Source organism: Streptomyces sp. NPDC096311 (genome assembly GCF_044763085.1).
GTDB lineage: Bacteria > Actinomycetota > Actinomycetes > Streptomycetales > Streptomycetaceae > Streptomyces.
This window is the reverse complement of sequence record NZ_JBIWFN010000028.1, coordinates 37,866-53,111: the sequence shown is the minus strand read 5'-3', so window position 1 is coordinate 53,111 and position 15,246 is coordinate 37,866. Positions and strand designations below refer to the sequence as shown.

Genomic DNA, 15,246 nt, shown 5'->3' with positions numbered 1-15,246 from the left:
GTCGGGAAGGATTCGGGGGCTGGTCAGACGCGCGCAAGGTCGGCGGTGACGCGCCGCCGGAATCGCAGGGTCACCGGTCCGAGCAGGCCGGACGGCAGGGGCTTGTTCCGTTCGTTGGAGAGCGTGTTGGCCACTCGGACGGAGAGGGAGTTGCGGCCGGGCTTCACCCGGCCGGTGAGGTCGACAACCCATGGCGCCCACAGCAGGGACGGGAGCTCCGTGCCATTGACGGTGACGGCCGCCACGTCACGGACGTCGCCGAGGTCGAGCAGCACCTGCCGACCGTCGAGCAGGGCGTGCTCGACATCGATGTCGATGGTGTAGATGCCGCTGCCGGAGAAGAGACGGTCGTGGTCGGTCCAGCTGCCCAGGGGTGCCGTGATCGGTGTGGCCCCGGCGCGGTCCAGGGTGAGAGTCCAGTCGCCGGCCACACCGACCGGCTCGAGCGGGTCGGCGGTGCAGGCCGCGCCGCGGTAGGTGTGAGTGCCGTCGGTTCCGGTGAGCTGGTGGCTGCCGGGGGCCGAGGCCTCCACCGTCACGCGCAGGGCGGGACCGTGCCGCTCGACCGCGACGACGGGCAACGCCGAGGACGTCAGGTGCGGGACGGCTCGGGCGTCGTGGCGCACCACGACGATCAGCGTCTGATACGGCTCCAAACTCAGGGGCAGCTGAACGCCGCGCCTGGTAGCCCGGTGCAGCGGTGCGGTGCCCGTCCTGCCCGTCGCGGGGTCCCATAGCTCGGGAACTCCGGTCGCGGGGAGCGTGGCGACGGTCTCGAGGGGAGCGCCGCCTTCGTTGTTGATGAGGAAGGCGGTGTCCGTGCCCCGGTGGACGCGCAGCACGCGCACCGCGTCCTGCGGGGTCTCCAGCACGGCGGCGGCGACCCCGGCCTCGTGCGTCGCGGCGCGCAGTCCGGTGGTGTCAGCGATGCGCATCGCACGCCCTCGGCCCACGGACCGGCTGCCGGGCACAGGCTCGCCGAACAGGTCGGTCAAGGCGCGCGTGAGGGACCGGTCCATGCCGTCCGCCTCGTCGGCGGCGAGAGACCCGACGGCCACGACGATTCCGCCCGCCCGCGCGAACTGCGCCAGCGTGTGCACGCAAGCCACGTCCAGGGTCGGCGTCGCGGGCAGCACCACCATGTCGTAGCGGGCCGCGCCCACGGCCAGCCGGCCGTCACGGACCTCGGCGCGGCACAGCAGGTCCGGGTCACCACAGAGCGCGCCCTCGTGGACGAGGTCGAAGTCGACCTGGGCCCGCTCCAGCGCGTAGGCGACGTCGGCGAGCGCGTCGTCGACCTCGCCCTGCCGGTCGGTGCCTGTCCACTGCTCGGCCGCGCGCTGCGGCTGCAGGATCGCGGTACGGGCCCCGGGCGTCCCGCGGCCGGCCTCCATCACCCGGCCGATCCATTCGGCGAGCGGTCGCATCGCCCACCACCAGGGGGCGCGTGGGCCGAAGGGCGGCGGAAAGTAGACGAGTGTCTCGTCGGTCCACAGCGCGTGCAGGACCGTCAGGTTAATGCCCCGCGTGGCCTGGGCCCCGACGGTCGCGTGGACGAAGCCGGGCGTTACCTGCCAGCCCATGTTGCCGAACATCTCCAGCAGGGCCCGCTCCCGGCCCATCTGGTGGGCAAGCGACGCCGGGTTGCGGGGGATCATGGTGGGCTCGCCGGCCACGTACTCGGCCGTGATGATGTCCCCACCGGGAACATGAGCCCACTGGTTGACCTTGTGCAGGTCTCCGGTGGACGGGATGCGCTTGGCGGGGGCCGTCTCGTCGTAGAGGGGGTTGGTGATCAGGGCGACGTCGCGCTGCTCGTACCAGCGGGCCTGCTTCTGGAAGCAGCGTGCGAAGCGGTTGGACACGGCCCGCCAGTAGCGGCCCCGGGCGATCCTGCCGTCGCGGCCCAGGTCGTCGAAGGCGGCGGCGTAGGCGATGCCGGGGGCGACGTCCACCGCGCGCAGCGCCTTGTCGAGGGTGGGCGACCACGGAAGGCGCCGGAAGTGGGCTTCGGCCGAGGCGAAGAACGGCTCGTCGTCCCAGAAGCCGGGCACTACCGTGCCGAAGTAGCGGCCGAAGCGCCGGTGGTACTCGCCCGGCACGATGTCGAGGAACAGCTCCACGGGCTCGTCGTCGAGCAGATCGACGTAACTGCGGCTGTAGCCCTGGGTGTCGTCGATGAGGGGGACTCCCCCGAACAGGTCGATCTGCCAACGGCCCGCCGGGACCTGCCAGGTGTGATCGCCGCTCAGCCGCCCGGTCAGGTCGACCACGTCGGCGGCGTCGGAAGTGCCGGCCGGCCGGGCAGCGGCGGCGACGGCCGTGGCCTCGTCGCCGAGGCGTGCTCGCTCGGGGAAGTCCCCCACGTCGGCAGGGTCGTCGAAGGCCGCGGTGTGGAGGGTGGTGCCGTCGGCCGCGGCGACGGTGACGCTGTCCCACAGGGAACGCTGGTCGGCCACGGCCCGTACGCCCGCCCCGCCGGCCGCGTACCGGTCGTCGTCGACGCTGCCCTTGGCGTTGGCGTCCAAGGTGACGGACAGCGTGGTGCCGCGGACGGTGACGGCCACGGTGTGGAACTTGGTCTTGTTGAAACCATCGGTCCGGGTGCTGCGCAGCAGTTCGACGGGGTCCGCGCCGCGTGCCAGCCGCAGGACGGTGACGACTCCGGTCTGGTCGAAGGTCACGGCGTAGCCGTCGAGGCCGTCGGGCGAGGCCCGGACGACGAGGCCGGCCGCGGTGTGGTCGGCCTTGGCGCTGCCGGTGACGGTGTAGTCCGTCCACCGTTCGCCGCCGCGCAGGACGGCGACGCCGTCGAGCACCGCCGCGTCGGCGACCAGGTGCCCGGCCTCCACGCCCACTCCGGTGGTGTGGCGCAGGTCGACGGTGGCGGGTCCCCGCACGACGGTGGTCGAGCGCCACAACGCCTTGAGCCGCAGGTCGGGCCGTGGTTGGTACGTACGCGAGCCGACCGTTCCGCCCTTGACGACGTACTCCCCCGCTCTGCCGCTGGGGAAGTGGTCGTCGTTGAACAGCCACACGCGCATGCCGGTCTGTTCCGCGGTGTACAGCACGTGGCCGACGATGTCGAACCACTCCTCGGTGAAGAACACCGGCTGCATCTGGGCGTTGTCGAACGGGAAGAGCACCACTTCGTACATGCCCTTGGACCGCAGATCCGCCATCTGGCGGTCCACCAGGTCGACGGTGACGGGCCCGTTCCAGTACCAGTAGACGGTCGGTCTGCTGTCCTTGCGGGGGTCGGTGAAGTCCCGTGCGAGAAAGCCGGGCTCGCCGCTCATGACAGACCCGGCGGCGCGGGCGGGATCGGGCAGTCCGACTGCGAGCACGGTGCCCGCGGCACCGGCCGCGGCCACGAAGCGGCGTCTGGACAGGTCGTTGTGAGACATGGATGAACTCCTGCGGGGAAGGCGGGCGCCGGGAGGCGTGCCGAACGGAAGCGGGTGTACGGGACCGCGCGATGCGGGCCGGGTCAGCCGGCGACCAGTCGCGCCACCTCGGACGCGCTCAGGGCCCGGTTGTGCAGACGGAAGTCGCGGACGGCGCCGTGCAGGTACGGGTGGGTGGCATTCTGGGAGCGCCCCAGATAGTTGCGGGTGCTCGCGCCGAGCAGGAGGGGGCTCGCCATCATGGCGGAGTTGCGGCCGGCCTGGACGCCGTCGACGTACAGGACGCCGGTGCCGCCGGCGAGGGTGAGGGCCACGTGGGTCCACCGGCCCACGGGCAGCGGGGCGCCGGCGTCGATGAAGTCCTCGGCCTGCATTCCGGCGATCTTCAGGGCGGCCCTGGCCCGCCCGGCGCCGGTGGTGGCCACCAGGAACAGATAGGTCTCCTTGTGGAATCCCAGGTCGAAGACGCGGGCGGAGGCGGCCAGGGTGTCGACGCGTACCCACACGCCGAGGGTCAGCTCGTCCAGCCCGCTCGGCAGGCCGGCGGGAAGCGCGACGTGGCCACCGTGTCCGTCCAGGGACACCGAGCGCACACCGTCACTGTCGTCCCAGGTCGCGCCGACGAGCGTCGCGTCGGCGAAGGTGCCGGTACGGTCGGCCGCCGAGGTGCCGATCCCCTCGTCGAAGGGATAGCGGACGATGTCCCGTTCGCGCGCGGGACGCGGCCGCACGGCCCAGTAGACGTTGTACCGCTGGTGCTGCACTTCGTGGAACGGCCTCAGTGATACGCGCCGGTCGTCGGCGAGTGCGGTGAACGCCGTGGCGCTGCCGGGCGCGGGGCGCAGGGTGTCCGGACGGACCGAGGGGAGGGTGGCGAGCGCGGTGTCGCCGTACTCCCCCGCGAGGACCAGCGGGCCGTACGACAGCGACTTCACCTGCGGGTTGTCGGGCGCGGCCTGCCAGACGGGCTCGCGGGGCAGCACGAGCTCCACCGTGTCCCCGGAGCGCCAGCGCCGTTCCACCGTGGCATATGTTCCCGGCTCCGGCCGGACCGGGACGTGCTGGCCGTTGACCTTCAGCAGGGCCGGTCTGCCGGAGTCCGCCACCCAGCCGGGGACACGGATCCTCAGAGTGAAGCGTGCCTCTCCCCCGGTGACGGTGAGGCGGGTGCGGTCGGCCGTGGGGTATTCCGTCTTCTGACGGATCGCCACTCCCAGCTCCCGCCAGTGCACTTCGGAAGCGATGAACAGGTTGACGTAGAGCGCAGGATCGCGCGTGCCACGGGTGCAGAAGTAGATGCTGTCGGCGAACTTGGTGTGCGTCTCCAGTCCCGAACCGTGGTCGCAGGAGAAGTTGTCGTAGTCCCCGCTGTAACTGCCGGGCGCGGCACCGAGGCCGCCCTTGGGCTGTCGCTCCGAGCCCGCCCACAACCCGGTGTAATACGTCACGAACCCGTGCTCGGAGTCGGGATCCTGTTCGCCGAGCATCTGGTTGTAGAGCGTCCACTCGTAGTGGTCCATGCGGTCGGCGCGGGAGGGCTGATGGAGGAACAACTGCCGCCCGAGCTTGAGCATGTTGTAGCTGTTGCAGTTCTCGCAGGTCACCTCGGAAAGCCGGCTGACGATCTCACCCGGCGGCCCGAACAGTTCCTGGTTGGAGTTGCCCCCGATGGCATACGAGTGATCCTGTACGACCGTCGTCCAGAAGTGGTCGGCGATGTCCAGGTAGCGGCGCTCTCCCGTGGCCTCGTAGCTTGGCACCGCTCCCACGATCTTGGCGATTTCGGTGTTGGCATGGTGCCCCGCGAGTTCGTCCCGGCCGGCAGCCAGCGGGGCGTACACCGACTCGTGGTCGAAGCGTCGGGCGGTCCGAAGGTGCGCCGCGTCGCCGGTCACCAGATGGAGGCGGGCGAGCACGTCGTTCATGCCGCCGAATTCCACGTTCAGCACCGTCTGCATCCGCTCGTAGGAGAGCGGTGAGGTGCGGGCGTTGACCCAGGCCGCCATCTCCAGCAGTACGGCCAGCGCCTGCTCGTTGCCGCTGAGTTCGTACTGGTCGAGCAGGCCCGCCATGATCTTGTGGAGGGTGTAGTACGGCGCCCACGGCTTGCCGCCGGCTTCGAGCTGGTCGAAGACGGACTCGGGAAAGGCCGACAGATAGCCGCGGTGATAGCCGGCGGCCGGGGCGGACTGCTGGCACTGGGCCAACACAGACACGATGGACCGGGCCTTGGCCGCGTAGGCTTCGTCGCCGGTATGGGCGTGTGCCTGGGCCAGCGCGCTAAGCAGATGCCCGGTGGTGTGGCCGCGCAGCTGGATCCCTGGGGCCTCCCATCCTCCACAGGGTTCGGCCGAGGAGGGCAGTCCCACGTTCAGGCGGAAGGTGTGCAGCAGCCTGTCGGCGTCGACGAAGAGCAGATACGCGCAGGTGCGCCGCATGTTGGCGAGGAACGGGCTCTCCAGCAGCCGGACATCGGCCGGCGGGAAGGCGGTGAGAGCGGGTCGCGGTCCCGCCGTGGCGGCGCCGGCAGGCTGAGGGGGCAGGGCGACGGCGGCGGCCACGACGGATGTGGCGAGGAGGATCTGGCGGCGGGACGGGCGGGGCATGTCGCGTGGTGCGGACAAGGCGCCGTGCTCCTTCCGGACAGGGGAGAGTGCCTCCGCGCACCGCTGCGATCGCAGGCGCGACGGCGGAGGGTTGCGGGCTCAACTGACGCCAGAGGTCTGGCACTTCACCGACTTGAATCGTTTTACTTCGTCCGCCGGAGACGGTAAGTGTGCACATCACAACCGTCAAGGGTTCGCGCAAGGGCGGCCGTTGCCGGAATAATTGCCTGCAAAAGCGCTTTTCTCCGGGGACGGCCTCAGTACGTTTAGGCCACGGCCACACGGGTGGAGCCCGCGGCGCGTCCCGGAACCCGACCCGCCGAACAGCATCCCGAGGAAGAATTTTGAATCGTTCAAAGGAGTGGGCGCACTACACCATGTGCACTATTGCAAGTGGCGGAGAATGCACTCCCGTGCCTCGAAAACGATGTCCGACCCGGGATGTGCCGTCTCGGTGCGCATCACCCGTTGCTGTCGGGAACATCGGACACACCGCCCGGCCAAGATGATCCGAACAGAAACGGCGGGCATGACGTGCGTCTGCACGGCGAGCGTGTCTCATGGTGCCGCCCTGGAGGTCGGCGATGGCGCCGCGCAGGTCTTCCTGCCAGTACGTCCGAGCCTCGGCGCGCCGGGCCCGAGCCCGGACCCAACCGTGAGCCCGGCCGCTGAGGGTGGAACCGTGGCTGACGCGGTGAAGGTAGTGGTCGACGGCGCGCCGCCAGATGCCGTTGCCGAGCGGCCCGAACGGCCGCGTGCACCCCCGTCGCGTTGACGCCACCCAAGCGCAGCTGACGCACAGATCGCACACGGTTTTGACCGGTTTCAGCCATGGGAGGGCAATATTTTGCATTGGCGGCTAATGTCAGACAGCCGGGCCGGATCCCCGCGCGCTGCGCTCGTCGCCGGACGGAGTTCCACCCGTGACGACGCGCCGCGCGGCGAGAGCCCAGCACCGCTCAACACGCGGGTACAGGGGAGGGGCAGAGGAGGCGGTAACGGCCTTGGCGCCGTTGCCGTTGCTGGGGGTACGCGTTACCGCGCACCCCCAGGAAGGCGAGTTTGTGACCGTTGCTGGAGGACTGCCACCGCCGACCATGACGAGCAGTACAAAGCGGGTTTCCCCCTGGGCCGTACCGATGGGCCACTTCCTGGCATGACGCGCATGGGCCGACCTGCTCCAGCGCGTAGTTCAGGCGCGCCGCGGCACATCACCCCGCGCGGCCGCTCCGGCTGCCGACGTCAGGCCGTCGGCAGCCGGTGGGTTTCTCGTCCGAGGCCTGGACCGGGTTGTGCACGACGCCGTACTCGCGACCGAAGTGAGGTTCCCGACTTGTATTGGCTGTAGCGGTGCGCGGTCGGGTTGGCCGCTCGTAGCGTGCCGTAGGACGCTGGGTTGGATGGCTCGTGAGGTTCCTGCCGCCCCGTGGGGCTGGCCCGCTCGGGGTGTGCCGCCGGCCCGGTGTCCGGCCACGGTCTGACTCAACAGAGGCGTGTCCCGACCAGCGGTTCCGGAAGTCGGCGTGTCGGCCGTGGACGTCCCCTCTTCCGGCCGTGAGGAACGAACTACCGTGATACTGCTCGGTGTTGACCCGCACAAGTCCACTCACACTGCTACCGCCGTTGACCCTGTCTCGAATCAGCAGGCGGGTTCGCTGAGGATCGAAGCGAGCCTGGCGGAGTACCGGCGGCTCCTGATCTGGGCCCGCAGCTGGCCGCAGCGCACGTGGGTGGTGGAGAACGCCAACGGGCTCGGCCGCCACCTGGCTCAGTGGCTCGTCGCCCGCGGGGAGAGCGTCGCCGACGTTCCGCCCTCGGCGACCAGCCGCATCCGCCGGCTCACACGCGGCGGTGGCCGCAAGAACGACCGGATCGACGCCGCCGCCGCGGCTACGGCCTACGTGCACGGGGACGGCCGCGAAGTGGAGGCAGAAGGCCACACCACGGCCCTGGCCCTGCTCGACGAGCGACGTGTCAACCTCGCCCAGGCCCGGGTCCGCACCGTCAACCAGCTGCACGCAGTGCTGCGTGATCTGCTGCCCGGCGGCGCTCCGCCTCAGCTGTCAGCGGACCAGGCCGCCGCACTGCTGCGCGCGGTTCGCCCTGCAGGCGACGTCGAGCAGGTCCGCAAGCACCTTGCCCGCGACCTCGTCGCGGAGATCCGCGCACTGGACAAACGATTGGCCGCGAATGCCGCACGCATGGAGGAACTCGTCGGCTCCTCGGGCAGCACGCTGACGAACACACCCGGCGTCGGGCCGGTGCTGGCGGCGCGGCTCGTCGGCCGTGTCGGACGCGCCAGCCGGTTCCCCACCGCCGCGGCGTTCGCGAATTACACCGGCGCCGCCCCGATCGAGATCGCCAGCGCGGACAAGGCATGCCACCGACTCTCACGCTCCGGTGACCGTCAGCTCAACTCCGTCCTCCACACCATCGCCGTCGTCCAGATCCGAATGCCGAACTCCCCTGGGCATGCCTACTACCAGCGGAAACTCTCGGAAGGAAAGACGCCCAGGGAAGCCAAACGCTGTCTGAAGCGCCGTCTCGCCGACCACGTGTGGCGCGTCGTGATCGCCGACGAGCGCAGGTCCAAACACCAACCATCTCCGGCGACTTGACAAGACACAGAGGCACCCCGAGATGCGGAGTGTGCTGACAGAGGGTCAGATGGGACTCATGAGAGGAACATCGACCATGGCCGCCCCCAGAAAGTACTCGCTGGAGTTGCGTGAGCGTGCGGTGCGGATGTACCGCACCCCCGATCCGAAGCCCCAGATCAAGAAGCTCGCGGTCGATCTCGGAGTGCATCCGGAGGCCCTGCGCGGCTGGATCCGTCAGGCCGAGGCGGATGCCGGCGAGCGGGATGACCGGCTGACCACCGACGAGCGAGCGGAGCTCGCCGCGCTGCGCAAAGAGAACGTGCAGCTCAAGCGGGCGAACGAGGTCCTGCGGACGGCTTCGGCGTTTTTCGCGGCGCAGCTCGACCCGACCCGGCCCAGGTGACGGCGCTCGTTGACGAGCACCCGCACCTGGGGGTCGAGTGCGTACTCCGGGAACTTTCCATCGCCTCCTCGACGTACTACCGCTGGCGTCGTGCCGAGCGCGAGCCGTGCGAACGCCGGCGCCGGGACATAGAGCTCACCGAGCAGATCAAGGAGATCCACGCCGACTCGGGCGGGATCTTCGGCTCGCCGCGCGTGCACTCCGTGCTCAGGCGCGAAGGCGTCCACGTGGGCCGCAAACGGGTCGAGCGCCTGATGCGCGAGGCCGACATCGCGGGCATCAGCCCACGCCGAAGCGGCTTCACGCGCCGCGATCCCAAGGCCACACTCGCCCCGGACCTGGTCGAGCGGGACTTCACCGCACTCGCGCCGAACCGGCTGTGGGTCACCGACCTCACCGTGATCACCACCGGTGAGGGGCCCTTGTGGCTCTCTGCGATCCGGGACGCGTTCTCCCGACGGGTGGTCGCCTGGGAGACCTCCGCCCGCGCGGACGCCGACCTGGTCCTGACCACCCTCGAGTACGCCCTCGCGAGCCGGGAAGTCGAACCGGGCAAGCTGATCCACCATGCGGATCACGGCTGTCAATACACGTCCGTGAAGCTCACAACTCGACTGCTGCAAGCGGGAATTGAAGCATCCATGGGCTCGGTCGGGGACAGTTACGACTGTCAGTCTCTTGGCACCGGATCCCGCAAGGATCGGGGAGCCCCGGCCGTGACGGTCTGACTCTTGCTACGACCGACCCCACGGGTGTCCTGGCGTTGATCTGTCGACCGTCCGGCCGGGCACGCAGCAAGCGCTGCCGCCCACCGCCTCGTCCACGACATGCCTCACATATAGCGAATGCACCCAGCCCGACGGCTGCCCGCACCCCGGACACGCCGCCAGCGTGTCATCCCTGGTCCGGGCCGTGATCCGCAGCAGGTCCCCGCTGGCCTCGACGCGCTCGACCTGCACCGCGGCCAGCTGCGGCAGCAGGTCCCTCACCACAACACACACAGTCAGCGTGCCACCGCCAACCGGCCGACACCACAAGCAAGTTAAAACGGGCTCCACCTACGAAAATCTTGTAAGAGCCAAGAAAAAGACACTCCCAGCCGCTGCCCTACCGCACACATGCCAAGCCCGGTGAGGACGAACTCGGTCGGCCCGGCGGTGTTCGCTAGCGGCCGGGGACGGGTGGCAGCCCGGGCAGGTCCTCCGCCAGCAGGGTCTGGAGTTCCGCCATGCCCGGGGCGTCCATCGCGGCCAGCCGCCGGGCCTGCCGGGTGGCCATCCGTTCGACGGTCTGCCGGGCCAGCCGCGCGTTGCCGAAGGACCGGTCGCGGGGCTGGGCCTTGAAGAACGTCAGCAGCGCCTGCGACACATCGGGGGCGCACGTGAAACCGGAGGCGGCGGCGTGCTGTCCGACGATGGTGACGAGCTCCTCCGAACTGTAGTCGGGGAACTCGACGTGTCGTGAGAAGCGGGAGGCGAGGCCCGGGTTGGAGGCCAGGAACCGGTTCATCTCGTCGGTGTAGCCGGCGACGATCACCACGACGTCCTCCCGGTGGTCCTCCATCAGCTTCAGCAGCGTGTCCACCGCCTCCCGCCCGAAGTCCGAGGGCGATCCGGGCGGGGTGAGGGTGTACGCCTCGTCGACGAACAGCACGCCGCCCAGCGCCTTTTCGAACACCTCCTGGGTGATCTGGGCGGTGTGCCCGACGTAGCGTCCGACGAGGTCGGCGCGGGCGACCTCGACGAGTTGTCCGCGCGGCAGCACGCCCAGTGAGCGCAGCAGTTTCCCGTACAGCCGGGCCACTGTCGTCTTGCCGGTGCCGGGTGGTCCGACGAAGACCAGGTGCTGGTTGATACGGGAGGCGGGCAGGCCGGCGGCCGCACGGCGCTGGGACGCCGACAACAGGTTGATCATATCGGTGACCTCGTGCTTGACGCTCTGGAGGCCGACCATCGCGTTGAGTTCCTCCAGCGGCGAGGCGGCCCGCAGGCCCGACGAGGCGGCCTTGACGGCGGCAGCCGCGGCCTCGCCGACGTCCTCCGGCAGCAGCAGCGTCAGATCATGCTCCCCGGCCTCCGGGAGAGTGGCCAGCCGGGACGCCTGCCGGTCCACCATCTCCTCGAACACCTGCCGGGCCACTCGGCCGTTGCCGAAGCTGACGCCCCGGTGCATGTCCGCGAAGTGCGCGGCGAGCGTGTCCTTGGTGTCGGGGGCGAGTTCGTAGCGGTGCCGCTCGCACATGCTCTCCACGATGGTGACCAGTTCGTCGGCGGTGTAGTTGACGAACTCGACCGTGCGGGCGAAGCGGGACGCCAGACCTGGGTTGACGGCGAGGAAGGACTCCATCTCCTTGGAGTAGCCGGCCACGATCACCACCACGTCGTCGCGGTGGTCCTCCATGAGCTTGACCAGGGTGTCGACGGCTTCGCGGCCGAAGTCGGCCCCGGAGTTCTTGCTGTCGGAGGCGAGTGTGTAGGCCTCGTCGACGAACAGCACGCCGCCGAGCGCCCGGTTGAAGGTCTCGGTGGTCTTGATCGCCGTACCGCCGACGACCTGGGCGACCAGGTCGGCCCGGGACACCTCGATGAGGTGGCCGGAGCGAAGGCTGCCGAGCTCGGCCAGAATGGAGCCGTAGAGGCGGGCGACCGTGGTCTTGCCGGTGCCGGGCGCGCCCGCGAAGATCAGGTGCCGGCTCATCGGCGGGGCCGGCATGCCGAGGCTGGCCCGGCGCTGGGCCAGCCGGGTCAGGTTGACCAGTCCCTTGACCTGGTGCTTGACCGCGTCCAGTCCGACCAGGGCCTCCAGCTCCCCGACAGGGCCCTGCGGCTCGGCGTGTTCGGGCCGGTCCGTCGCCGGGGACGCCGGATCACCCGGGTCCGTCGGGGCGGGCGGCGGCGCTCCGGCCCAGGCGTCCCTGGACCCGTTCGCCACGCTGGACAGCCGCTCCACCGTGAGCGCGCCGTCCCGGGCGGTGTGCCGCAGTCCGGCGCCCCGGTTGTCGCTGACCGTGCAGTCGAGGACGGAGACCTGCTCGGCGGTGTCGACGCGGATGCCGTCGGCCCGTCCGCTGGAGACCTCGCAGCCGCTCAGCGCGGCCCGTGCCCCGGCGGCGAGCAGCACGCCGTGCGAGCCGGAGGCGGTGATCCGGTTGCGGAGGGCGGATGCCTCACCGCCCTCCTCGACCCGGATGCCCTCCGCCGTGCTGCCGTCGACGACGGTGTCCCGGATGTCCACCAGGCCGCCCGCCGCGACGAGGACGCCGGGGCCGGCGGCGTCGGCCAGGGTGCTGTTGCCGATGTGCGGGCGGCCGTCGTCGGCGACCCGCAGGGCCGCGCCGCCCGCCTTCTGGATCTCGCAGTGCTCCAGCCGTCCGCGCCCGCCCTGGAGGACCTCCACGCCGTGTCCGCCGGCCGACGTCACCCGGGCCCGGCGCAGCAGCGGGTTGGCGCCGGAGCGTATGGAGATGCCCGTACCGGTGGCCGCCGTCACCTCCAGCCGGTCGAACTCGGCCGCCGACTCGCCGGTCAGCAGGACGGCGGTCGTCGCCGAGCAGTCCCGTACGGCGGTCCGGGTCAGCATCGGTGCCGCGCTCTCGGTGGCCAGCACGGCGGGTCCCGAGCAGTGCTCGAACTCACAGTCCTCGTACGTGCCCCGGGCCCGTCCGGTGACGGCCAGGCCGCTGCCCCTGGTCCGTCGGACCCGGCAGCGGCGCACTACGGGCTCGGCTCCGGAGGAGATCAGAATGCCGTGCTCGGCGGTGGCCAGGATGTCGAGTTCGGTCAGTTCCGGGCGGGACGCGCTGGTGACCAGGACGCCGACGGCCAGGTCGTGCAGGTGGGTGCGGAGCACCCGGGTGCCGCTGTTCTGCTCCAGCGCGATACCGGGCTTGTCGGTGGCGGAGATGTCGCAGTCCTCGACCGAGCCGCGGGTCTGTCCGTTGGCCAGGACGCCGTTGCCGCGGGAGTCGCGCATCGTGCAGCCCCGCACGGCGGTCCGGGCCCGTTCGCTGATCACGATCGCCGAACTGCCGAGGTTTTCGAGCACGCTGTCCGCGACGACGCTTTCCTCCGGCGAGGTGTCGACGACGCCCGCGCCCGCCGGGTTGGTGATCCGGCAGCCGCGCATGGCCAGTGAGCCCGCGTTGCGGCTGAGTACCGCGGTCCAGCCGGTGCCCGCGATGTCGCAGCCTTCGAGGGCGGCCTGCCCCTGGAAGGCGTCCACGACCGGTACGTCGTCGTCCTCGGGGCCGCCCAGCACCAGGTCGGTGAGCATCACGGCGTCGGCCACCAGGGTCACGGCGGAGCCGGTGCGGGGCGCGATCTCCACGCTGCCGCGGGCGCCCTCGGCGACGAGGGTCACCCGCCTGGAGATCCGCAGGTTCTCCTCGTAGCGTCCCGGCAGGATGCTGATCACCGCGCCCGTACGGGCTTTAGCCAGAGCTTCACCTATCGTCCGGAAGCTGTCCGGCCCATCGGGCCTTTCGGGACCCACCGTGAGCAGCTGGCGTGCCACGCTTCGAATCTCCTCTTCGTCAGCGACGTCATGCCGAGAGTAGTAGACAGCAGAAGGCGGCGGTAAACAGCAGGAGGCGGCGGCGCAGCTCCTCTCCGGTCCGTTCTGTCGACGCGAACTCCCGTGCGGACAAGGCGGGATGGCCCTCTACGATGCGCATCATGAGGCAACTCCGGTCTCTCAGGCCTCTCCGGTCCACCTGGCTTCTCCAACCTCCCCATTCCAAACCCTTCTTCCGCTCCGTCCGTTCCGTGCGCCCTGTTCTCCGTGCCGGTTCCGCCGGACTCGCCCGGCGGTCCAGGGTGCTGGGCGCCCTGGCGGTGGCGGTGGTCTGCGCCGCGTCGGTCCCGGCGCCCGCCGTGGCCGCCTCTTCCCCCTTGTCTCCGTCTCCCTCGTCGTCGACGGGCGGCGACCGTACGAGCCTGCCGCCGATCCCGTTCGTCCTGGGGGACGACGCCCCGTGCACGGCCGGGTCGGACCGCACCGCGCGGTACGCGACCTGGGCCCAGCAGAGCCTGTCGCTGCCCCACGCGTGGCAGCTGTCCCGGGGCGAGGGCGTCACCGTCGCGGTGGTGGACACCGGGGTGGCCACCGACGCTCCGGCGCTGTCCGGCCGGGTCACGGCCGTCGGAGACGCCGGCGAGGACTGTGTGGGCCACGGCACCTTCATCGCCGGCCTCGTCGCCGCCGCGCAGACCAGCGGCACCGCCTTCCGGGGAGTGGCCCCGGCCAGCCGGGTGCTCGCCGTGCGCGGCACCGACCGCCGGGGCGCCGCCACCGCCGGCCTGGTCGCCGACGGCATCCGGGCCGCCGTCGGCCACGGTGCCGAAGTCATCGCGGTGACCCCGGCGTTGACCACCGGAAAGGACGAACTCACCGCCGCCGTCCGCTACGCCACCGACCACGACGCCCTGGTCGTGGCCGCCGCCGCGCCGGACTCCCGGCCCACGTCCACGGCCACCGCCGAGGCCACCAGGGCGTACTGGCCGGCGTCCGCGCCCGGTGCCCTGTCGGTGGTCGGGGTGCTGGCCGACGGGAGCGTGCTGGACAGCGCGGCCGGCGCCGCGGGGGCGGCTCTGGCGGCCCCCGGCGGCCCGGTGGTCGGTATCGGGCCGCGCGGTTCGGGGCACTACATCTCCGCCGGGTCCTCCGCCGCCGTCGCGTTCGCCGCCGGGACGGCGGCCCTGGTGCGCGCCTACCACCCGGAGCTGACCGCCGCCGAGACGGCCGAGCGGCTGACCGCCTCCGCCGCGCCCACCGGAGACGCGCCCCGGCTGGACCCGTACGCGGCGCTCTCCCTGGTCCCTGCGGGCCCCGGCTCATCCGCTGCCGTCCCGTCGCGCGCCGCCCCGCTCCACCTGCCCGCGGTGTCCGTCACCCCCCGGCGCCGCGCGCTGCTGGCCGCCGGTGTCATGGCGGGCCTGGTACTGGTGGTGGCCGCCGCGGTGGTGGTGATCCCGCGCGGACGGGCGCGGCGGTGGCGGCCACCGTCGTGAGGCAGTCCGCGGCCACCTGGCACAGGCTCGGTCAGGCACGGCGGAGCCCGTCCGTGGCCGCCCGGCGCAAGCTCGGGCGAAGGCAGCGGCCACCATCCCGAGACCGTCCGCAGCCTCCCCGGTACAGGCTCGGGCGGGGATGGCGGCGCCCTGCCTGAGGCCCGTCCGCGGTGACCCCCGCGCGGACGGGCGCGGCGGTGGCGGCCACCGTCTCCCGGGTCT

General features: G+C 71.2%; 7 protein-coding genes and 1 pseudogene. 4 read left to right on the top strand and 4 right to left on the bottom strand.

Annotated features, from left to right (window positions below; all coding sequences use genetic code 11):
* Window positions 1–23: 23 nt before the first annotated feature.
* The 3 genes and pseudogenes from ACIRA5_RS46310 to ACIRA5_RS46300 form a co-directional block, all read right to left on the bottom strand.
* Window positions 24–3,407, bottom strand: a complete 3,384-nt coding sequence (locus ACIRA5_RS46310; RefSeq protein WP_403702438.1) for a glycosylhydrolase-like jelly roll fold domain-containing protein — start codon at window positions 3,405–3,407, stop codon at window positions 24–26.
* Window positions 3,408–3,490: 83 nt separating this feature from the next.
* Window positions 3,491–6,013 carry a beta-L-arabinofuranosidase domain-containing protein gene (locus ACIRA5_RS46305; protein ID WP_403702612.1) on the bottom strand — a complete coding sequence of 841 codons (2,523 nt, stop codon included), beginning with the start codon at window positions 6,011–6,013 and terminating at the stop codon, window positions 3,491–3,493.
* A 562-nt stretch (window positions 6,014–6,575) separates the two neighbouring features.
* Window positions 6,576–6,737: pseudogene (locus ACIRA5_RS46300) on the bottom strand (hypothetical protein); the annotation flags it as partial.
* A gap of 847 nt (window positions 6,738–7,584) precedes the next feature.
* On the opposite strand from ACIRA5_RS46300, the gene ACIRA5_RS46295 reads away from it, so the two are divergent.
* The 3 genes from ACIRA5_RS46295 (at window position 7,585) to ACIRA5_RS46285 (ending at window position 9,744) form a co-directional block, all read left to right on the top strand.
* Window positions 7,585–8,631 (top strand): IS110 family transposase, encoded by a 1,047-nt coding sequence (locus ACIRA5_RS46295; protein ID WP_403702435.1) that lies wholly within the window; start codon window positions 7,585–7,587, stop codon window positions 8,629–8,631.
* A 76-nt stretch (window positions 8,632–8,707) separates the two neighbouring features.
* A complete protein-coding gene (locus ACIRA5_RS46290) occupies window positions 8,708–9,016 on the top strand; it encodes a transposase (RefSeq protein ID WP_403702432.1) in 309 nt (102 codons plus the stop codon).
* On the top strand, window positions 9,013–9,744 hold the full coding sequence (locus ACIRA5_RS46285) for an IS3 family transposase (protein ID WP_403702429.1): 732 nt from the start codon (window positions 9,013–9,015) through the stop codon (window positions 9,742–9,744). Before ACIRA5_RS46290 ends, ACIRA5_RS46285 begins: the two co-directional genes overlap by 4 nt.
* Before the next feature lie 436 nt (window positions 9,745–10,180).
* Here the strand turns inward: ACIRA5_RS46285 and ACIRA5_RS46280 are convergent, their stop codons facing one another.
* Window positions 10,181–13,528, bottom strand: a complete 3,348-nt coding sequence (locus ACIRA5_RS46280) for a right-handed parallel beta-helix repeat-containing protein (protein WP_403702426.1) — start codon at window positions 13,526–13,528, stop codon at window positions 10,181–10,183.
* Between the two features lie 251 nt (window positions 13,529–13,779).
* On the opposite strand from ACIRA5_RS46280, the gene ACIRA5_RS46275 reads away from it, so the two are divergent.
* Complete coding sequence (locus ACIRA5_RS46275) at window positions 13,780–15,024, top strand: S8 family serine peptidase (RefSeq protein WP_403702423.1); 1,245 nt, start codon at window positions 13,780–13,782, stop codon at window positions 15,022–15,024.
* The last annotated feature ends 222 nt before the right edge of the window (window positions 15,025–15,246 follow it).